This window comes from Pseudomonas sp. D1HM, assembly GCF_019266105.1.
Classification (GTDB): domain Bacteria; phylum Pseudomonadota; class Gammaproteobacteria; order Pseudomonadales; family Pseudomonadaceae; genus Aquipseudomonas; species Aquipseudomonas taetrolens.
Map to the genome: position 1 here is coordinate 295766 of NZ_LRMN01000003.1, position 20181 is coordinate 315946.

Sequence of the window (20181 nt, forward strand, 5' to 3'; positions counted from 1 at the left end):
GCGATGATCGGTATCAGTTTCACCACCGCCACCCTGGCGGCGCGCAAGCGCATCGCCCTGGTGGCCCACGATCACTGCAAGGCGTTTTTGCTGGATTGGGCCGAGCGCCACAAGGCAACGCTCAGCCAGCATGATCTTTGTGCCACCGGCACCACCGGCTTACTGTTGAGCCAGCGCCTCGGTTTACCGATCGAAAGCATGATCAGTGGCCCTCTTGGGGGAGACCAGCAGGTCGGCGCCCAAATTGCCGAGCAACGGATCGATATGCTGGTGTTTTTCTGGGACCCGTTCGAACCGCAGCCGCATGACCCGGATATCAAGGCATTGCTGCGGGTCGCTGCCGTATGGAATATCCCGGTGGCGTGCAACGAGTGCAGTGCAGATTACATGCTCACCAGCCCGCTGATGAGCCAGCCCCATGGACACCGTATTCCGGACTACAGCGCGTATCTGAAAGGCCGGGTCTGACCCGGCGCTGCGCAAGATACAAAGCTCTGTAGCCGCTGCCGCAGGTTGCAACAAGGGCCGTAAGCCTTCAAAGAAGGTTCGCTGCGCACCCTTGTCGCAGCGGCCACGGTTCAAACCGAATCACTCGCCTGGCGTGATCATCCTGCGTTTATGAAACAGCGCTTGACCAACAGCATGGATGATAAGCATTATCATTTGCTCGAAAACGGTCGGATAGCACGGTGAGTCAGTCCCACTTCAATCAAGTCTTCCTTGCTCAGCGGGTTACGTTACTGCGCACGCTCGAACGGATGGTCAATAACCACAGCACTGCAGAGGACCTGCTGCAGGAGACTTACCTGCGCGTAACCCGGGCCTTGAGCGAACGTACCGTCGCACACCTCGAACCCTTTGTGTTTCAGACCGCACGCAATCTGGCACTGGACCACTTGCGCTCCCGGCGCATCCAGTCACGCACGGTGCTCGAAGATGTACCCATGGAGGTCATCGAAGGGGTGCCCTCCTCGATCAGCACCCCGGACGAAGCCCATCAAGCCGCACAATTACTGGAGCGTTTGAGTGTGAGCCTGAGTCAGCTAAGCGCACGTCAGCAGCGCATTTTCATCCTCAGCCGTCTTCATGGCTGCAGTTATCAAGAAATCGCGGATGAGCTGAATGTCTCATTGAGCACGGTGCAAAAGGAACTCAAATTGATCATGGCAATCTGCATCGGGGTAGCCGACAGGATTAATCAGCCTTAATCTTGATCGTTAATTCCTGTAAGAATGCTCTGAATTACTTGGCGGGACTCACGCCAGGAATCGTGTCATTTTGAACAAAACCGTGCCCGAGACAGCCAAGGAACACACGTGACGGACCCTCATCACTCTGCTCAAGATGTGCTGCAAGACAGCGCCATGAACCAGGCGCTGGGCTGGCTGATCACGCTTGAGTGCGCGAGCGACGATCAAAAAGCAGCCTTTGATGACTGGCTCAATGCCGACCCGGCCCATGCTCAAGCCTTTGCCAAAGCCAGCGCCGTATGGAACGGGCAATCGGTTCTGGCTGCTGCGCAGTCACTGCAGGCCCGCCGCCAACCCGGCCTGTTGCACCGTATGAGTCGCCACTGGAAGCACATGGCCGCGGCGGCCGTGTTACTGCTGACTGTCGGCGGTTACAGCAATGTGCCTTTGCGCCTGCAAGCCGATCACCTGACCGTGGTCGGTGAGCGCCAGCGCCTCGAACTTGAAGACGGCTCCAAAGTACTGCTCAACACCAACTCGGCCTTTTCCAGCGACATGACCCGTGTCCGGAGCAGCGCCCGGCTGCTGCAGGGTGAGGCTTTTTTTGAGATCCCGGCCAACCTGGAACTGCCGTTGGTAGTCGATGCCGGACCGGTCAGCGTCAGTGTGCGCGATACCGCTTTTGCCGTGAGCTACTTCAATGGTGAGGCCCTCGTGCGGGTACAGCGCGGTGATGTGAATTTGCGGGTCAACCGTGCAGGTACGCAAATGCGCTTGTCCGCCGGCAACAGCGTGAGTATCGGCCCCAATGGATTCGGCCAGCCCGTCAAGCTGAACCCTCAGACCGACCTGGCCTGGGTGCAGGGACGCCTGGTGTTTGAAAACTGTCCGATGGGCAAGGTGCTGGATGAAGTGCGTCGCTATTACCCGGGCTGGATCGTCAACAACAACGACAAACTGGCCAACGTGTCGGTAACCGGCAACTACCGGCTGGATCAGCCGCTGGACATCCTGCGTTCCCTCGCCCATATCACGTCCTCGAGCCTCTCCGAATACCCGGCGCTGGTCATCCTCAATTAATTGAAAGTATTTTTACTCGATAGCCCGATGTCGTTCGTCTCGTTGTAGTCAATGCAACTGATTCTTATTTTGAATCAGCTTCGCAACTATAAGATTCGTTCACCACGGAGCGCTATCAATGCCCACTCGTTTCAACAGCCGGTCCTCTTCCAGCGTCCGCACACGCGGTTTGCACCAGTGCACGTTGTCGTTGTTGACCGTCGCCATGCTGGCGGCCGGCGTACAGGCCATGCCGGCCCTGGCCGCGACCGGGGCTGAGCCAGCCAGCCGCACAGTGGGCAACTACACGTTTTCAATCTCCCAGCAGCCACTCGTGTCTGCGTTGAACGACTTTAGTGCGGTGACAGGCTGGCAGGTCGGCTTGCCGGCAGAGCTTGGCCAGCATGTATCGTCTCCCGGTGTCAGGGGGTCACTGTCCGCGGAAAAAGCCCTGGATCGCCTGCTCATCGGTACCAACCTGGGTTATCGAAAACTCAGCAACAACAATATCGTGCTCGAAAAGCGCAGCAGTGCCAGTGGCGCCCTCGCCCTGCAGCAAGTGACCATCAGTGCCACGCGCCAGGAGCAGGACGTGAACTCGGTGCCCAGCACCGTCACTGTGCATGACCGTGAAGAACTCGATCGGCAGAACGTCAACACCCTCAAGGATCTGGTGCGCTATGAGCCTGGGGTTTCGGTCGGTGGCGCGGGTCAGCGCGGTGGCATCAGCGGCTATAACATTCGCGGCATCGATGGTGACCGGATCCTGACCCAGGTTGACGGGGTTGAAATCCCGGAATCGTTCTTCAACGGTCCTTATGCCAAGACCCAGCGCAACTATGTCGACCCCGAAATCGTCAAGCGCGTCGAGATCCTCCGCGGTCCGGCTTCCGTGCTCTATGGCAGCAACGCCATTGGCGGTGCCGTCAGCTATTTCACCCTCGACCCGGATGACATCATCAAACCCGGCAAGGATGTCGGCGCCAGGCTTAAAGCCGGCTACAGCTCTGCCGATCGCAGCTGGCTGAAATCCGGCACCGTCGCCGGGCGCACTGGCGATTTCGACGGGTTGCTGCACGTGAGCCGTCGCGATGGCCATGAAACCGAGTCCTACGGTGATCATGGTGGTACGGGACTGAGCCGCACCGCGGCCAACCCCGAAGAGGCAAGAACCACCAACGTGCTGGCCAAGGCAGGCTGGAACTACAATGACGATGATCGTCTGGCTTTCACGTACGAAAAGTACAAAGGCCGCATTGATGTCAATGAGAAAAGTGCCGTCGGCGGTCCGTTCAATGCAGGCCAGCCAATGGGCATGTACCGCTCACGAACGGGTACAGACATCATCAGCCGTGAACGTTTTGGCCTCGAAAACAGCATTGTCCTCGACAGCCTGCTGGCCGATCACGTCAAGTGGAACCTCAACTACCAGACCGCCAAGACCGATCAAAGCACCCTTGAAGACTATTTCCCCTTCTCCCGGCATGTGATGCGCTCACGCACCACCACGTACGAAGAGAAACAATGGAAACTGGATGTCCAGGCGGACAAGGCCTTTCACATTGCCGACACCGATCACCTGCTGACCTATGGCGCCACCCTCAAGCACCAGAAAGTAACCGGTTCACGCAGCGGCTCGGCCACCTGCCTGGCAGCAGGTTCAGGTTGCACGGCGGCAGGCGCCGACAGCCCGAAGGACTACCTGGTCAAGTCCAGCGACTTCCCGGACCCCACCATCAATACCTACAGCCTCTTCGCCCAGGATCAGATCAGCTGGAACAACTGGACCTTCATGCCGGGTCTGCGTTACGACTACACCAAGCTCACGCCACACATTACCCAAGCATTCATGAATACCGTGTCGGCAGCCGATAAACAAACGGTCAGCAACAAAGAAAAGGTATGGCATCGCCTGTCGCCAAAATTTGGTTTGACCTACGCCCTGAGCGATCAATACACCTGGTACGGCCAATACGCTGAAGGTTTCCGCACGCCAAGCGCCAAAGCGCTGTATGGCCGTTTTGAAAATCTGTCCGAAGGTTATTCCGTAGAGCCGAACCCTGATCTTGAGCCGGAAAAAAGCAAAAGCTTCGAAACCGGCCTGCGCGGTAACTTCGATGCGGGCTCATTCGATGTAGCGGTGTTCTACAACAAATACCGCGATTTCATCAATGAAGACGCCATCACGCCCGGCTACGACAAACTCTCCTTCCAGACCAACAACATCAAGCACGCCACCATCAAAGGGGCAGAAGTCAAAGGTCGCCTGAATCTCGACGTCTTCGGTGCTCCGCAGGGGCTCTACACCCGGGGATCTGTCGCTTACGCCCATGGTGAAAACAACGACACCGGCGAACCGATCAACAGCGTCAATCCGCTGACTGCCGTGCTGGGCCTGGGTTACGAGCAGGACACCTACGGTGGCCTGGTCAGCTGGACGCTGGTGAAACGCAAAACGCAGGTCGACGACAGCAATTTCTTCTCGCCTGATGGCACCAGCACCCAATTCAAGTCTTCGGGCTACGGCGTCCTCGACCTGACCGGTTTCTACAAAGTCACCAAGGACGTCACCCTCAATGCTGGCCTGTACAACCTGACCGACAAGAAATACTGGAACTGGGATGACGTGCGCGGCTACGACAGCGTTGGCGAGGCCGGTGTGATCAACCCGGCCAACATGGAGCGTCTGACCGCTCCGGGGCGTAACTTCTCGGTCAATCTGGTGTGGGATATCTGATCCGACGGTTCCACTGCACTGCTATTTGAAGCGGTGCAGTGAGGATTTTTTACTGTGACCCGTCTTCTGATTCGTCTAGTTACAAAGCGCATCTCATTCTCAAGGACATTTGCATGACCACTCCAGATACCGCACCGCGCCCCTCCGAACGTTCCAAGCGCCTGACCTTGGCCACCCGCGAGACTCACGACACGCTGGGCGTAAAAGTAATGGGCCGCGATCCATTCGGTTCCCTGGTCAACTACACCCATTTCGCCATGGCTCAGTACCTGTTTCTGACTGAGCTGGCAGCGTTGCACACCGATGAACGCCTGACCCGACACATCCCCAACTTGCCCGAGCGTTGCCGCGCCGACATGATCAAGGCCGACCTGATCGATCTGGGCGTTGAGTTGCCCGCCCCCGTACCCGGCGCCGTCAAAAACCCGAGCAAGGCCCAGGCCTTGGGCTGGGTGTTTGTTTCCGAAGGCTCCAAGCTGGGAGCAGGCGTATTGATCAAGCAGGCTCGCCTGCTCGGTTTGAGCGAAACCCACGGAGCCCGTCACATGGGTGAACCCGCTGAAGGGCGCGGGCGGAACTGGAAAAGCTTTATCGAAATGCTCGACGCCGTCGAACTCACCCCCGAGGAAGACACCGAGCTGGAACAAGCCGCCAATGACGCCTTCAGCCGCTTTACCTTCCTGCTTGAACAGACATACGTGAAACAGCCGGAACTGGCTTAAGCTTGACCTGCCCGACCGGCGACTGCTGGTCGGGCGTCCTTTTATGTGTCCCGAGCTTATGACCCGTCAAACCCGACCGTCGTCAAAAATCGCACGAGCCCTGTTCGGCCTGCTGGCCTACGTAAGCCTGGGTATCGGGTTAATCGCCATCGTGATTCCCGGCCTGCCGACCACCGAGTTCATTTTGCTTGCCGCCTGGGCTGCGACCAAAAGCTCTCCGCGCCTGAGTGCCTGGCTCGAAAATCACCGCCTGTTTGGTCCGATCCTCATCAACTGGCGCAACGGTAAAATCATCGTTCGCAGGGCCAAAATCAGCGCCACAGTCAGCATGCTTTTCTGTGCAGGATTGATGCTGTATGTCCTGGATCACGAATGGCCAGTGTTCCTCGCCATTGCCGGCATGTGCCTGGGCAATCTGTGGATCTGGTCGCGACCGGAGCGCTTGCCGCTCGCTGTCAGCCACGATTGATCCCGCATTGTTCTTACAAGGTCAGCGTACCGCTATAAAGCCCATAGGCCGCTGAAATCGCCGCGATCACCACCGCTGCGAAGATCACTTTCTCCAATGGTTTGAACAACGGCTGATTCTCCTCACGCTTGGCCTTGGCAAAAAGGAAAACACCCGGCGCATAGAGCAGTGCCGACAACAGCAGGTACTTGGGCCCAGCGGCATACAGCAACCACATTGCGTAGATCAGCGCGATGGCTGCGATCAGCAGATCCTTGAGTCGTTGGCGACGGGCGTGCGTGTAAGTCTCGCCCCTCAGGCACAACAGCAACGCGTAGGCCGCAGACCACAGGTAAGGCACCAGAATCATCGACGAGGCCAGGTAGATCAGGCTGGTGTAAGTGCCTGCAGAAAACAGGGTGATCATCAGGAAAATCTGGATCATGACGTTGGTCAGCCATAGGGCATTGACCGGTACATGATTGGCGTTTTCCTTTTTGAGGAACGCCGGCATGGTTTTGTCCCTGGCCGTGGCAAACAGAATTTCGGCGCACAACAAAGCCCATGACAGCAATGCGCCCAACAATGAAATCGCCAGACCGATACTGATCAGGATAGCCCCCCACTCTCCTACCACGTGCTTGAGCACCCCGGCCATGGACGGGTTCTGCAATTTCGCAAGCTCCGGCTGACTCATGATCCCCAAGGACAGCACGTTGACCAGCACCAACAAGGCCAGCACCCCCAGAAAACCGATGACCGTGGCCTTGCCCACATCCGAGCGCTTTTCAGCTCTCCCCGAATACACGCTGGCACCTTCAATCCCGATAAATACAAACACCGTGACCAGCATCATGTTGCGCACCTGATCCAGCACGCTGCCCAGATCCGGGGTGGCCATGCCCCATAGATCACGGGTAAAAATATCGGCCTTGAACGCCACGGCGGCCAGCACGATAAACATCACGATGGGGATGATTTTGGCGACGGTGGTCACCAGATTGATAAAGGCGGCTTCCTTGATCCCGCGCAGTACCAGGAAGTGCACCGACCACAGCAATAACGAGGCGCAGCCGATGGCGATCGGTGTATTGCCTTGCCCAAACACTGGAATGAAATAGCCCAGGGTGCTGAACAGCAGCACAAAGTAGCCGACGTTCCCCAGCCAGGCACTGATCCAGTAGCCCCAGGCAGAAGAGAAGCCCATGTAATCGCCAAAGCCGGCTTTCGCATAAGCATAAACACCTGAATCCAGCGCCGGTTTGCGATTGGCCAGGGTCTGGAACACAAAGGCCAGTGCAAGCATCCCCACGGCCGTGATCGCCCAACCAATCAATACGGCGCCACCCGCCGCGTGCTCAGCAATATTTTGCGGCAACGAAAAAATCCCGCCACCAATCATGGAGCCGACCACTAGGGCGATCAGGGCGCTAAGCCTAAGTTTTTGTGCCTGCTGAGCCATCGCCACCTCTTGGTTTATTAATTACTCATCGTTATCAGATGACCGGTGTTCAAAGCGCTAAATAAATAAACAGGTCATTCGTTTATACCCTCGCCGCAATAAGGCATGCCATTTTAATAGCCATCTTTTCTATTGAAACCTAAAAAACAATACACATGTAGATGTCAGTTTTATTTATTCGACAGGCCGCTGAAATACGAAAATGATATTTGCATATCTGCGAATACTGGCTAGCGTCATCCCTCACGACATTGCAGTTCACACCGCGGTATTACTTGAAAGTGCTGATGGAGCAAGCTTTTCAAGACGCGTCAAAATAATGCGCGATCGCGACCTTCCGCTCTTCTGACAATGGAATGTAGTAATACCCTGACTTATGTCAACTGGTTAAAAACATTAACGGACTAATCTTTAGACCTTACTTCTCCTGGGTTGGAGTCACTACAAATGTCTGATACTCCTGGAAAACTACGACTGGGTGCATTGGTTGCTCTGGTAGTCGGCTCAATGATTGGCGGCGGGATTTTTTCACTGCCTCAAAACATGGCCGCCAGCGCCGATGTGGGTGCTGTCCTGATTGGCTGGGCAATTACAGCGGTCGGCATGCTGACCCTGGCCTTTGTGTTCCAGACCCTGGCCAATCGCAAGCCTGATCTGGATGGCGGTGTATACGCTTATGCCAAGGCCGGCTTTGGCGATTACATGGGCTTCTCATCTGCCTGGGGCTACTGGATCAGCGCCTGGTTGGGGAACGTCGGCTACTTTGTGCTGCTGTTTAGCACCCTGGGCTATTTCTTCCCGATCTTCGGCGAAGGCAACACCCCGGCCGCGATCATTGGTGCTTCGATATTGCTTTGGGCCGTGCATTTCCTGGTACTGCGCGGGATCAAGGAAGCCGCCTTTATCAACCTGGTGACCACCATTGCCAAAGTGGTGCCGCTGATTCTGTTCATTCTGATCGCCTTCTTCGCCTTCAGGCTGGACATCTTCACCAGCGACATCTGGGGCCTGAAAAACCCTGATCTGGGCAGTGTGATGGACCAGGTGCGCAACATGATGCTGGTGACCGTCTGGGTGTTTATCGGTATCGAAGGTGCGAGCATTTTCTCCTCCCGTGCCGAAAAACGCTCCGACGTCGGCAAGGCCACCGTCATCGGCTTTATCACCGTGCTGCTGTTGCTGGTCCTGGTGAACGTACTGTCGCTGGGCATCATGACTCAGCCTGAACTGGCCAAACTGCAGAACCCTTCGATGGCCGCCGTGCTTGAACATGTGGTGGGGCACTGGGGGGCGGTGTTGATCAGCGTCGGCTTGATCATCTCTCTGCTGGGCGCCCTGTTGTCGTGGGTGCTGCTGTGCGCCGAGATCATGTTCTCGGCCGCTAAAGACCACACCATGCCGGCCTTTCTGAAAAAGGAAAACGCCAACCATGTACCGGTCAACGCCCTGTGGCTGACCAATGCCATGGTCCAGTTGTTCCTGATCATCACCCTGTTCTCGGCCAGCACGTACCTGTCGCTGATCTACCTGGCAACCTCGATGATCCTGGTGCCTTACCTCTGGTCAGCGGCCTATGGCTTCCTGTTGGCGGTACGCGGTGAGACTTACGAAAACGCCCTGGCAGAACGCAAGAAAGACCTGATCATCGGCTCCATTGCCCTGATCTACGCCATCTGGCTGATCTATGCCGGTGGCCTGAAGTACCTGCTGCTCTCAGCACTGTTGTATGCCCCTGGCGCCATTCTGTTCGCCAAGGCCAAGCGCGAAAGCGGCCAGCAAGTGTTTACCAGCATTGAAAAAGTGATCTTTGCTGCTGTAGTGATCGGCGCCCTGGTAGCGGCCTATGGCCTCTACGACGGCTTCCTGACTCTGTAACAACCTGTTTATGTACTTTGGAGGATGACTGTAATGACCACGGAAAAAGTGAAGTTCGGCGTGCATTCCGAAGCCGGCAAGCTGCACAAGGTTATGGTGTGCTCTCCAGGTCTGGCGCACCAGCGCCTGACCCCGAACAACTGTGATGAGTTGTTGTTTGATGACGTGTTGTGGGTCAATCAGGCCAAGCGCGACCATTTCGATTTCGTCACCAAGATGCGCGATCGCGGCATCGATGTCCTGGAAATGCACAATCTGCTGACCGACATCGTGGCGATACCCGAAGCCCTGGACTGGATTCTGGAGCACAAAGTCACTCCGAATCAGGTGGGTGTGGGGCTGGTAAATGAAGTCAAGTCCTGGATCAAAAGCCTAGAGCCACGTCAGGCGGCCGAATACCTGATCGGCGGTGTGTCCGCGGATGACCTGCCCGACAGCTTCGGTGGCAAGACCATCCAGATGTTCCGTGACTTCCTCGGCCACACCAGCTTTATCCTGCCACCGCTGCCCAACACTCAGTTCACCCGTGACACCACGTGCTGGATCTACGGTGGCGTGACGCTGAACCCTATGTACTGGCCAGCGCGTCGTCAGGAAACCTTGCTGACCACTGCGATCTACAAGTTCCACCCGCAGTTCACCAACGCGGACTTCCAGATCTGGTACGGCGACCCGACCCTCGAACACGGCAACGCCAGCCTTGAAGGCGGCGACGTCATGCCCATCGGCAAAGGCGTGGTTCTGATCGGTATGGGCGAGCGCACATCACGTCAGGCCATCGGCCAATTGGCACAGAACCTGTTCAAGAACAAAGCGGTTGAACGCGTCATCGTTGCCGGTATGCCCAAGTCCCGTGCCGCTATGCACCTGGACACCGTATTCAGCTTCTGCGACCGCGATCTGGTAACGATTTTCCCTGAGGTTGTGCAGCAGATCGTCGCGTTTTCGTTGTACCCGGACGAAAGCAAGGCCGGCGGCATTGATGTGCGCCGTGAAGAAGGCAGCTTCCTTGAAGTCGTGGCCGGGGCTCTGGGCCTCAAAGCCCTGCGCGTCGTCGAAACCGGCGGTAACGCTTTCGCCGCCGAACGCGAGCAATGGGACGACGGCAACAACGTGGTAGCGCTGGAGCCAGGCGTCGTCATCGGTTACGACCGCAACACGTACACCAACACTCTGCTGCGCAAGGCAGGCGTTGAAGTTATCACCATCAGCGCCTCTGAGCTGGGGCGCGGCCGTGGCGGCGGTCACTGCATGACCTGCCCGATCATCCGCGACCCGATCGACTATTAATTCTTACATTTGATTGCTTGCGCTGGCCCCCACGAAGGGCCAACGCAGGCCGGTTAACAGAAACCAAGGAGATCACCATGGCGTTTAATCTGCACAACCGTCACTTGCTCAGCCTGATGCACCACACTCCACGTGAGCTGCACTACCTTCTGGATTTGTCTCGCGACCTCAAACGCGCCAAGTACACCGGCACCGAGCGTCCACACCTGCAAGGTAAAAACATTGCGCTGATCTTCGAAAAAACCTCGACCCGCACCCGTTGCGCATTCGAAGTGGCGGCCCACGACCAGGGCGCACATGTGACGTACATTGATCCGGTCTCTTCGCAAATCGGCCACAAGGAAAGCATGAAGGACACCGCCCGGGTTCTGGGGCGCATGTTCGATGCCATCGAATACCGTGGCTTTGCTCAGGAAATCGTGGAAGAGCTGGCCAAGTACGCTGGGGTGCCCGTCTTTAACGGCCTCACCGCCGAGTTCCACCCGACCCAAATGATCGCCGACGTGCTGACCATGCGCGAACACAGCGACAAGCCCCTGCATAACATCAGCTACGCGTACCTGGGCGATGCCCGCAACAACATGGGCAACTCGTTGCTGATGATCGGCGCCAAACTGGGTATGGATGTGCGTATCGGGGCACCGAAAAGCCTCTGGCCTGAAGAGTCGTTTGTTAAACAGTGCCAGGAATTCGCCAAGGAAAGCGGCGCCAAAATCACCCTGACCGAAGACCCGAAAGCGGCGGTCAAAGGCGTGGATTTCATCCACACCGACGTCTGGGTTTCGATGGGTGAACCGGTAGAAGCCTGGAACGAGCGCATCAAACTGCTGCTGCCTTATCAGGTCAACACCGACATGATGAAAGCGGCCGAAAACCCTCGTGTGAAATTCATGCACTGCCTGCCCGCGTTCCATAACTGTGAAACCAAAGTCGGCAAAGATGTGGCGGAGCACCACACCAACCTGAAAAACGGTATTGAAGTGACTGAAGAGGTGTTCGAGTCTCCTGCCAACATCGCCTTCGAGCAGGCTGAAAACCGCATGCACACCATCAAGGCAATCCTGGTGTCGGCACTGGCTGATATCTAAAGCCCTTTGAAGGGCGAGCTTGTTTGCGATGCAAGCGATGCGGCTTGTTGCTCAAAGCGCGTTGCCGGCATGGCGAGCAAGCTCACCTCTTACAGGATTTGAGTCGCTCGCCACCCCCTATAAGGACATTTTCTATGCGTATCGTCGTTGCACTGGGCGGTAACGCCCTCTTGCGTCGCGGTCAACCCATGACCGCAGAGAATCAGCGCGAAAACATCCGCACCGCCACCGCACAAATTGCTCGAATTGCCCCGGGCAATGAGCTGGTAGTTGCCCACGGCAATGGGCCCCAGGTTGGCCTGCTCTCCTTGCAAGCCGCGGCCTACACCGATGTCAGCCCCTACCCGCTGGATGTGCTCGGCGCCGAAACCGAAGGCATGATCGGCTACATGATCGAGCAAGAACTGGGCAACCTGCTGCCTCAGGAAGCACCTTTCGCCACCTTGCTGACCCAGGTTGAGGTCGACCCGAAAGACCCGGCCTTCCAGAACCCGACCAAGCCGATTGGTCCGGTCTACAGTGAAGCGGAAGCCAAACGCCTGGCGGCGGAAAAAGGCTGGAGCATTGCACCCGATGGCGACAAGTTCCGCCGCGTGGTCGCCAGCCCGAAACCGAAGCGCATCTTTGAAATCCGCCCGATCAAATGGCTGCTGGAAAAAGGCACCATCGTGATCTGCGCGGGCGGCGGCGGCATTCCGACCATGTACGGTGAAGATGGCAAACTGCAGGGCATCGAAGCGGTCATCGACAAGGATCTGGCCTCCTCCCTGTTGGCTCAGCAACTGGGAAGCGACCTGCTGGTCATCGCCACAGACGTCAACGCCGCGTTTATCGACTGGGGCAAGCCAACGCAAAAAGGCATCGCCCAGGCCCACCCGGATGAACTGGAAAAACTCGGGTTCGCCTCGGGTTCAATGGGCCCAAAGGTCGAGGCGGCCTGCGAGTTTGCCCGCAAGACCGGCAAGACCGCCGTGATCGGCGCACTGTCGGATATTGAAGCGATTGTTCAGGGCACCGCAGGAACCCGTGTCAGCACTGAAAAATCCGGAATCACCTACTATTGAACCCTGGGGCAGACCTGGCGGTCTGCCCTTTATCCCCAGCTCAAGGAGTACCCCTATGGCCTCGTTCGAACCCGGGCACTTGCATATCCACCGAGAACCCCTGCAGCCGGGTGACTTTGGGTATGACATCAAAATCGATTACCAGGTCGTTCAAGATCCCAAGGAAGGCAAGTCGATGCAATTCGACATGCACGGCAAGATCAACAACACGGACTTCAAGGAGTCCTTTACCTTGCCCAAGGATATGGCCTACAACTTTGCCCATGATGCATTCCAGATTGCCGTGAAGTACGGCATCCCCAAAACCGCTGACATCCGCGCGATGCATGGCTATTACGACAAAATGTTCAGCGACGTTCTGGCCCAGCTCAACCACAAGCCCGGCGACCCGATAAAGCCCGAACATCTCGAATAGGATCGCTGCGCGCGGCTCCAGCGCATGTAGCCGCTGCCACAGGCTGCAAAAAGGACCGAAGAGCCTTCAATGTTTTTGGGCCGCGGCCTCAGGATGTCCGTCGCAGTTGTCGAGTGGAACGAGGCGATGTCCGCCCCCTCTTGGGGAGGCCACGGGGACTTGCGCATTTCACCATTCCCCAAGGCCAAGGCATACTGGCCACCTCCAGTCCTGAAGTGTTCGTTTTTACCATGCGTATCCATGTCAGCTTTATCGACCGAGTCGGCATCACCCAGGAAGTCCTGGCATTGCTTGGCGGGCGTAATCTCAACCTGGATGCGGTGGAAATGGTGCCACCCAACGTTTACATCGATGCCCCGACGCTGAGCCCGCAAGTGCTCGACGAACTGCGCGAAGCGCTGTTCAGGGTCAAGGGCGTACAGTCGGTCATGGTGGTCGACATCCTTCCCGGCCAGCGTCGCCATCTGCAACTTGATGCGCTGCTCGCTGCCATGACGGACCCCGTACTGGCGCTGGACAGCGACGGGCATGTACTGCTGGCCAACCCGGCACTTGTGGCGTTATATGGCCGCGAACCGACAGGCAAGAGCATCGGCGAGCTGTTTGCCGATCCAGGCTTGCTTGATGTGTTGCTCGAGAACGGTTTTCGCCTGCCATTGCGCGAAGTCACGCTCAACGGGCATCCGTTGATGCTCGACGCGACGCCCATCACCGACGCGGGGGCCCTGCTCACCCTGTATCAACCGAGCCGCATCGGCGAACGACTGGCGGCGCTGCACCACGATCACGCTGAAGGCTTTGATGCCCTGCTGGGCGACTCGCCTGCCATTCGCACGCTCAAGGCCCGGGCACAGCGCGTCGCGACCCTTGACGCTCCGCTGCTGATCCAGGGCGAAACCGGTACCGGTAAAGAACTTGTGGCCCGCGCCTGCCATGCCATCAGTGAGCGTTTCGGTGCGCCTTTTCTGGCCCTGAACTGCGCGGCACTCCCCGAAAACCTGGCTGAAAGCGAGCTGTTCGGATACGCCCCCGGTGCTTTTACCGGTGCTCAACGCGGCGGCAAACCGGGATTGATGGAACTGGCCAACAACGGGACGGTTTTCCTCGACGAAATCGCTGAAATGTCACCTTATCTGCAAGCCAAGCTGCTGCGTTTTTTAAACGATGGCAGCTTCCGCAGAGTCGGGGGCGAACGCGAGGTCAAGGTCAATGTCCGGATCCTCAGCGCGACCCACCGCAACCTCGAAAAAATGGTCAATGAAGGCACCTTTCGCGAAGACCTGTTCTATCGCCTGAACGTGCTCAATATCGAAGTGCCCCCTCTGCGAGAACGGGGCCAGGACATTTTGCTGCTGGCGCGCACCTTCATGCAGCAGGCTTGCACCCAGATCCAGCGCCCCGTGTGCCGTCTGGCCCCCGGAACCTACCCGGCCCTGCTGGGCAACCGGTGGCCGGGTAACGTGCGCCAATTGCAGAACGTGATTTTTCGTGCGGCGGCCATTTGCGAAAGCTCGCTGGTCGATATTGGCGACCTGGACATTGCCGGGACCTCGGTGGCACGGCAAAGCGACAGTGAAGTCGAGACCCTGGAGCACGCCGTCGAGACCTTTGAAAAAGCGCTGCTCGAAAAGCTTTACGTCAACTACCCCTCTACCCGGCAATTGGCTAGCCGTTTGCAAACCTCTCACACTGCAATTGCGCATCGGCTGCGCAAATACGGTATCCCCGGCAAAGCCTGACGTCTTTGGCTGGCGTGTACTAAAATCATTCCACTGGAATGATTTCGATACAAGGCCGCCATACCTCCACTGCGCAAGGCTTTGATCCTCATCGTTTTTTTTACAGCCTCACAGCTGTAGCGATTTCGCTACAGCGCTGAGGTTTTGTCGCGCCCGGATATTCACTAACCACCTGAAAACATTAGCTTTTCACAAACTGGCAGTCATCTTGCAGTAAATATCTCAAAGAGCTCGGCCCTGCACGAGCATTCAACTGTGACCACCAGACATGTCTGGCCTGAGGATTTTCCATGAGCGAATTGCGTTTTACTGAAGACCACGAATGGCTGCGCGCCGAAGCTGATGGCAGCGTCACTGTGGGTATCACGGCGTTTGCGCAAAACGCTCTGGGTGATGTGGTATTCGTTCAACTGCCTGAACTGCAGTCCTACGCCAAAGGTGCAGAAGCGGCCACAGTTGAATCGGTAAAGGCCGCCAGCGGTGTGTACATGCCACTGGACGGCGAGGTGCTCGAAGTGAACCCGGCACTCGACAGTTCCCCGGAACTGGTCAACGAAGATCCACTGGGTGAAGGCTGGTTCTTCCGCTTCAAGCCCGCCGATGCCGATGCGGTCGGTCAATTGCTGGATCAAGACGCGTACGATCGCTTGATCAAAGCCCAAGATGACGTGTGAGGAACTTGCCATGACCGTCAATCTCAGCACTGCCAATGAATTTATCGCGCGCCACATTGGTCCGCGTCAGGCCGATGAACAGGCCATGCTCGCCACCCTGGGCTTTGATTCCCTTGAGGGCCTGAGCGCCAGCGTGATCCCGGAAAGCATCAAGGGCACCAGCGTCCTCGACTTGCCGGCCGGCCAAAGCGAAGCCGACGCACTGGCCTCGATCAAGGCCATCGCGGCCAAGAACCAGCTGTGCAAAACCTGGATCGGCCAAGGCTATTACAACTGCCACACGCCTTCGCCAATCTTGCGCAACCTGCTTGAAAATCCGGCCTGGTACACGGCTTACACGCCGTATCAGCCAGAAATTTCGCAAGGCCGCCTCGAAGCCTTGCTCAACTTCCAGACCTTGATCAGTGACCTCAGCGGCCTGCCGATCGCCAATGCCTCCCTGCTCGATGAAGCCACCGCAGCGGCCGAGGCCATGACGTTTTGCAAACGTTTGAGCAAAAACAAAACCAGCCACGCCTTTTTTGCCTCAAGCCACTGTCATCCGCAAACCCTCGACGTGCTGCGCACCCGTGCCGAGCCACTGGGTATCGAAGTAGTGGTGGCGGATGAACGCGAGCTGACCGACGTCTCGGCCTTCTTCGGTGCCCTGCTGCAATACCCGGCGAGCAACGGTGATGTGTTCGATTACCGTGAACTGGCTGAGCGCTTCCACGCCGCCAACGCACTGGTTGCCGTGGCAGCCGACTTGCTGGCCCTGACCTTGCTGACCCCGCCGGGCGAGTTTGGCGCTGACGTGGCCATCGGCAGTGCCCAGCGCTTTGGTGTGCCATTGGGCTTCGGTGGTCCGCACGCGGCCTATTTCGCCACGCGTGACGCGTTCAAGCGCGACATGCCAGGACGTCTGGTTGGGGTTTCGGTTGACCGTCACGGCAAACCTGCACTGCGCCTGGCGATGCAAACCCGCGAACAACACATTCGCCGCGAAAAGGCCACGAGCAACATCTGTACCGCGCAAGTGCTGCTGGCCAACATCGCCAGCATGTATGCGGTGTATCACGGTCCTCAAGGCCTGACAAACATCGCCCGCCGCGTTCATCAACTCACTGCGATTCTGGCCAAAGGCCTGAGCACGCTGGGGCTGAAGGTCGAGCAAAGCCACTTTTTCGACACCCTGACCCTGAACACCGGCAGCGCAACGCCAGCCCTGCACGACAAGGCACACGCCCGGCGCATCAATCTGCGCGTGGTGGACGACACTCGCCTGGGGCTGTCGCTGGACGAAACCAGCACCCCCGCCGATGTGATCGCACTCTGGACCCTGTTCGCGGCTGACGGCCAGGCCCTGCCTGACTTCGACGATCTGGCAAATACCGTCACCGGCACCCTGCCGGCGGCGCTGTTGCGTCAGTCACCGATTCTCAGCCATCCGGTCTTCAACCGTTACCACTCCGAAACCGAACTGATGCGTTACCTGCGTCGTCTGGCGGACAAGGACCTGGCGCTGGACCGCACCATGATCCCCCTGGGCTCGTGCACCATGAAGCTGAACGCTGCCAGCGAAATGATCCCGATCACTTGGGCCGAGTTCGGCAACTTGCACCCGTTTGCCCCCGCCGAGCAAAGCCTGGGCTATCAGCAACTGACCACCGAGCTGGAAGCCATGCTCTGTGCCGCCACCGGGTATGACGCCATCTCCCTGCAGCCGAACGCAGGTTCTCAAGGTGAGTATGCCGGTCTGCTGGCCATTCGTGCCTACCACCAGAGCCGTGGCGAAGAACGTCGCGACATTTGCCTGATCCCGTCCTCGGCCCACGGCACCAACCCGGCCACCGCCAATATGGCCGGGATGCGCGTCGTGGTGACCGCATGCGATGCCCGCGGAAACGTCGACATCGAAGACCTGCGCGCCAAAGCCATCGAGCACCGCGATCACCTCGCGGCACTGATGATCACCTACCCGTCGACCCACGGTGTGTTTGAAGAAGGCATCCGCGAGATCTGCGGCATCATTCATGACAACGGCGGCCAGGTGTATATCGACGGCGCCAACATGAACGCCATGGTCGGCCTGTGTGCTCCTGGCAAGTTCGGGGGCGACGTGTCGCACCTCAACTTGCACAAGACGTTCTGCATTCCCCACGGTGGCGGAGGCCCGGGCGTCGGCCCGATCGGCGTCAAATCACATCTCACGCCATTCCTGCCGGGTCATGGCACGATGGCGCGCAAAGAAGGCGCCGTGTGTGCTGCACCTTTTGGCAGCGCGAGCATTCTGCCGATTACCTGGATGTACATCCGCATGATGGGCGGCGAAGGCCTGACACGGGCTTCACAGCTGGCAATTCTGAATGCCAACTACATTGCCCGCCGCCTCGAAGAGCACTACCCGGTGCTGTACTCGGGCAGCAACGGCCTGGTTGCACACGAATGCATCCTCGACCTGCGCCCGCTCAAGGACAGCAGCGGCATCAGCGTGGATGACGTGGCCAAGCGCCTGATCGACTTCGGCTTCCATGCACCGACCATGTCGTTCCCGGTAGCTGGCACGTTGATGATCGAACCGACCGAAAGTGAATCCCGGGAAGAGCTGGATCGCTTCTGCGAGGCCATGATCCAGATCCGCGAAGAGATTCGCCAAGTCGAAAACGGCAGCCTGGACAAAGAAGACAACCCGCTGAAAAACGCCCCGCACACCGCTGCAGAAATCGCCGGTGAATGGACCCATCCGTACAGCCGCGAACAAGCCGTGTACCCGGTTGCCTCCCTGATCGAAGGCAAATACTGGCCACCGGTAGGTCGCGTCGACAACGTATTCGGTGACCGAAACCTGGTCTGCGCCTGCCCGTCCATCGAAAGCTACCAGGAGGCATAACCCTGCCCGTAGCCGCTGCCAAAGGCTGCGTCCGATTGCGAAGCGATCGTGATACCTGAACTCAGGTTTTACGACAGCTGCCGGACGCAGCCTGCGGCAGGGCTACAGGATCGCGATCCTTCTCAGCCAATAAATCTATAAGAAACCGGAGAACCCTATGTCGTTAAGCGTGTTCGACCTGTTCAAGATTGGCATCGGCCCTTCCAGCTCACATACCGTCGGCCCCATGCGTGCCGCTGCGCGCTTCGCTGAAGGCTTGCGTCGCGATGGCTTGCTGCAGGCCACTGCCAGTATAAAAGTGGAGCTCTACGGCTCCCTCGGCGCCACCGGTAAAGGTCACGGCAGCGACAAGGCTGTGCTGCTTGGGCTTGAAGGTGAACACCCGGATACCGTGAATACCGAAACCGTGGCCGACCGTTTGGCCGCGATTCGTGCCAGCGGGCGTTTGAATCTGCTGGGCGAGCACCCCATTGATTTCAACGAAAAACTGCACCTGGCGATGATTCGCAAGCCTCTGCCCTTTCACCCCAACGGCATGATTTTTCGTGCGCTGGATGCCGCCGGCATTCAGATCCGCAGCCGCGAGTATTACTCGGTTGGTGGTGGCTTTGTCGTGGACGAAGGCGCTGCAGGTGCAGACCGTATCGTTGAAGACAGCACCGAACTGAAGTACCCGTTCAAGACCGCCAAAGATTTGCTGCGCCATTGTGTGACCCACAACCTGTCGATCAGCCAGGTCATGCTGGCCAACGAGAGCGCCTGGCGCCCCGAATCAGAAACCCGCCAGGGTTTGCTGCAGATCTGGCAAGTCATGCAGGACTGTGTCAGCGCAGGCTGTCGCAACGAAGGCATTTTGCCTGGCGGTTTGAAGGTCAAGCGACGCGCCCCTGCCCTGTACCGTCAACTGTGCTCAAACCCGGAAGCCTCTTTGCGCGATGCGCTGTCAGTGCTCGACTGGGTCAACCTGTATGCGCTGGCGGTCAATGAAGAAAACGCCAATGGCGGGCGCGTGGTCACGGCCCCCACCAATGGGGCTGCCGGCATTATCCCCGCCGTGTTGCATTACTACATGCGCTTTATCGGCGGGGCCAACGAAGACGGCGTGGTGCGGTTTCTGCTGACCGCGGCAGCCATCGGCATCTTGTACAAAGAGAACGCCTCTATCTCAGGGGCAGAAGTCGGTTGTCAGGGCGAGGTCGGTGTCGCCTGCTCCATGGCGGCAGGCGCGTTGTGCGAGGTGCTGGGTGGCAGTGTGCAGCAAGTGGAAAACGCCGCTGAAATTGGCATGGAGCACAACCTCGGCCTGACCTGCGACCCGATCGGCGGGCTGGTACAAGTGCCGTGCATCGAACGCAATGCCATGGGCTCGGTCAAGGCGATCAACGCTGTACGCATGGCACTGCGCGGCGACGGCCAGCATTTTGTCTCGCTCGATAAAGTGATCCGCACCATGCGTCAAACCGGCGCCGACATGAAAAGCAAATACAAAGAGACCGCCCGCGGTGGTCTGGCCGTCAATATTATTGAGTGCTGATTTTTAAGGAGTCAC

The 20181-nt window shown here is 58.0% G+C and carries 16 protein-coding genes; 15 read left to right on the forward strand and 1 reads right to left on the reverse strand.

Annotated features, from left to right (window positions below):
- The first annotated feature begins 3 nt into the window (after window positions 1-3).
- The 6 genes from AWM69_RS04500 to AWM69_RS04525 all read left to right on the forward strand — a co-directional run bounded on the left by AWM69_RS04500 (window position 4) and on the right by AWM69_RS04525 (window position 6177).
- Window positions 4-468 carry a methylglyoxal synthase gene (locus AWM69_RS04500; RefSeq protein ID WP_131652702.1) on the forward strand — a complete coding sequence of 155 codons (465 nt, stop codon included), beginning with the start codon at window positions 4-6 and terminating at the stop codon, window positions 466-468.
- 221 nt (window positions 469-689) lie between these two features.
- Window positions 690-1208: a sigma-70 family RNA polymerase sigma factor gene (locus AWM69_RS04505; protein ID WP_218725860.1), complete on the forward strand. Its 519-nt coding sequence runs from the start codon at window positions 690-692 to the stop codon at window positions 1206-1208.
- Between the two features lie 156 nt (window positions 1209-1364).
- Entirely contained in the window at window positions 1365-2270 is a 906-nt protein-coding gene (locus AWM69_RS04510) for a FecR domain-containing protein (RefSeq protein WP_218726009.1), read from the forward strand.
- Between the two features lie 118 nt (window positions 2271-2388).
- Window positions 2389-4986, forward strand: coding sequence for a TonB-dependent receptor (locus AWM69_RS04515; RefSeq protein WP_218725861.1), 2598 nt, complete (start codon window positions 2389-2391; stop codon window positions 4984-4986).
- A 113-nt stretch (window positions 4987-5099) separates the two neighbouring features.
- The gene (locus tag AWM69_RS04520; protein WP_131652699.1) at window positions 5100-5708 is read left to right on the forward strand and encodes a biliverdin-producing heme oxygenase; all 609 of its coding nucleotides are present in this window, start codon (window positions 5100-5102) and stop codon (window positions 5706-5708) included.
- 58 nt (window positions 5709-5766) lie between these two features.
- Window positions 5767-6177 (forward strand): YbaN family protein, encoded by a 411-nt coding sequence (locus AWM69_RS04525; RefSeq protein WP_218725862.1) that lies wholly within the window; start codon window positions 5767-5769, stop codon window positions 6175-6177.
- A 13-nt stretch (window positions 6178-6190) separates the two neighbouring features.
- On the opposite strand, the gene arcD (AWM69_RS04530) is transcribed toward AWM69_RS04525, so the two are convergent.
- On the reverse strand, window positions 6191-7618 hold the full coding sequence (arcD, locus tag AWM69_RS04530; protein ID WP_218725863.1) for an arginine-ornithine antiporter: 1428 nt from the start codon (window positions 7616-7618) through the stop codon (window positions 6191-6193).
- Window positions 7619-8065: 447 nt separating this feature from the next.
- Between arcD (AWM69_RS04530) and arcD (AWM69_RS04535) the strand changes: the two genes are divergently transcribed.
- The 9 genes from arcD (AWM69_RS04535) to AWM69_RS04575 all read left to right on the forward strand — a co-directional run bounded on the left by arcD (AWM69_RS04535) (window position 8066) and on the right by AWM69_RS04575 (window position 20166).
- Window positions 8066-9493 (forward strand): arginine-ornithine antiporter, encoded by a 1428-nt coding sequence (gene arcD / locus AWM69_RS04535; protein WP_131652696.1) that lies wholly within the window; start codon window positions 8066-8068, stop codon window positions 9491-9493.
- A 33-nt stretch (window positions 9494-9526) separates the two neighbouring features.
- Entirely contained in the window at window positions 9527-10783 is a 1257-nt protein-coding gene (gene arcA / locus AWM69_RS04540; RefSeq protein ID WP_048378978.1) for an arginine deiminase, read from the forward strand.
- A gap of 77 nt (window positions 10784-10860) precedes the next feature.
- Window positions 10861-11871 carry an ornithine carbamoyltransferase gene (locus AWM69_RS04545; protein WP_218725864.1) on the forward strand — a complete coding sequence of 337 codons (1011 nt, stop codon included), beginning with the start codon at window positions 10861-10863 and terminating at the stop codon, window positions 11869-11871.
- A gap of 134 nt (window positions 11872-12005) precedes the next feature.
- Complete coding sequence (gene arcC, locus AWM69_RS04550; RefSeq protein ID WP_218725865.1) at window positions 12006-12935, forward strand: carbamate kinase; 930 nt, start codon at window positions 12006-12008, stop codon at window positions 12933-12935.
- A gap of 55 nt (window positions 12936-12990) precedes the next feature.
- The gene (locus tag AWM69_RS04555) at window positions 12991-13350 is read left to right on the forward strand and encodes a DUF5064 family protein (protein WP_131652693.1); all 360 of its coding nucleotides are present in this window, start codon (window positions 12991-12993) and stop codon (window positions 13348-13350) included.
- A gap of 230 nt (window positions 13351-13580) precedes the next feature.
- Entirely contained in the window at window positions 13581-15089 is a 1509-nt protein-coding gene (locus tag AWM69_RS04560; RefSeq protein WP_131652692.1) for a sigma-54-dependent transcriptional regulator, read from the forward strand.
- A gap of 290 nt (window positions 15090-15379) precedes the next feature.
- The gene (gcvH, locus tag AWM69_RS04565) at window positions 15380-15763 is read left to right on the forward strand and encodes a glycine cleavage system protein GcvH (RefSeq protein WP_218725866.1); all 384 of its coding nucleotides are present in this window, start codon (window positions 15380-15382) and stop codon (window positions 15761-15763) included.
- Between the two features lie 10 nt (window positions 15764-15773).
- Entirely contained in the window at window positions 15774-18632 is a 2859-nt protein-coding gene (gcvP, locus tag AWM69_RS04570) for an aminomethyl-transferring glycine dehydrogenase (protein WP_131652690.1), read from the forward strand.
- A 157-nt stretch (window positions 18633-18789) separates the two neighbouring features.
- Window positions 18790-20166: an L-serine ammonia-lyase gene (locus AWM69_RS04575; RefSeq protein ID WP_218725867.1), complete on the forward strand. Its 1377-nt coding sequence runs from the start codon at window positions 18790-18792 to the stop codon at window positions 20164-20166.
- Window positions 20167-20181: the final 15 nt, after the last annotated feature.

Excerpts from the sequence above, each read along its gene's own strand:
- AWM69_RS04500 (WP_131652702.1), top strand. The coding sequence starts at position 4 with ATGATCGGTATCAGTTTCACCACCGCCACCCTGGCGGCGCGCAAGCGC.
- AWM69_RS04510 (WP_218726009.1), top strand. The coding sequence starts at position 1,365 with ATGAACCAGGCGCTGGGCTGGCTGATCACGCTTGAGTGCGCGAGCGAC.
- AWM69_RS04515 (WP_218725861.1), top strand. The coding sequence starts at position 2,389 with ATGCCCACTCGTTTCAACAGCCGGTCCTCTTCCAGCGTCCGCACACGC.
- AWM69_RS04520 (WP_131652699.1), top strand. The coding sequence starts at position 5,100 with ATGACCACTCCAGATACCGCACCGCGCCCCTCCGAACGTTCCAAGCGC.
- AWM69_RS04525 (WP_218725862.1), top strand. The coding sequence starts at position 5,767 with ATGACCCGTCAAACCCGACCGTCGTCAAAAATCGCACGAGCCCTGTTC.
- arcD (WP_218725863.1), bottom strand. The coding sequence starts at position 7,618 with ATGGCTCAGCAGGCACAAAAACTTAGGCTTAGCGCCCTGATCGCCCTA.
- arcD (WP_131652696.1), top strand. The coding sequence starts at position 8,066 with ATGTCTGATACTCCTGGAAAACTACGACTGGGTGCATTGGTTGCTCTG.
- arcA (WP_048378978.1), top strand. The coding sequence starts at position 9,527 with ATGACCACGGAAAAAGTGAAGTTCGGCGTGCATTCCGAAGCCGGCAAG.
- AWM69_RS04545 (WP_218725864.1), top strand. The coding sequence starts at position 10,861 with ATGGCGTTTAATCTGCACAACCGTCACTTGCTCAGCCTGATGCACCAC.
- arcC (WP_218725865.1), top strand. The coding sequence starts at position 12,006 with ATGCGTATCGTCGTTGCACTGGGCGGTAACGCCCTCTTGCGTCGCGGT.
- AWM69_RS04555 (WP_131652693.1), top strand. The coding sequence starts at position 12,991 with ATGGCCTCGTTCGAACCCGGGCACTTGCATATCCACCGAGAACCCCTG.
- AWM69_RS04560 (WP_131652692.1), top strand. The coding sequence starts at position 13,581 with ATGCGTATCCATGTCAGCTTTATCGACCGAGTCGGCATCACCCAGGAA.
- gcvH (WP_218725866.1), top strand. The coding sequence starts at position 15,380 with ATGAGCGAATTGCGTTTTACTGAAGACCACGAATGGCTGCGCGCCGAA.
- gcvP (WP_131652690.1), top strand. The coding sequence starts at position 15,774 with ATGACCGTCAATCTCAGCACTGCCAATGAATTTATCGCGCGCCACATT.
- AWM69_RS04575 (WP_218725867.1), top strand. The coding sequence starts at position 18,790 with ATGTCGTTAAGCGTGTTCGACCTGTTCAAGATTGGCATCGGCCCTTCC.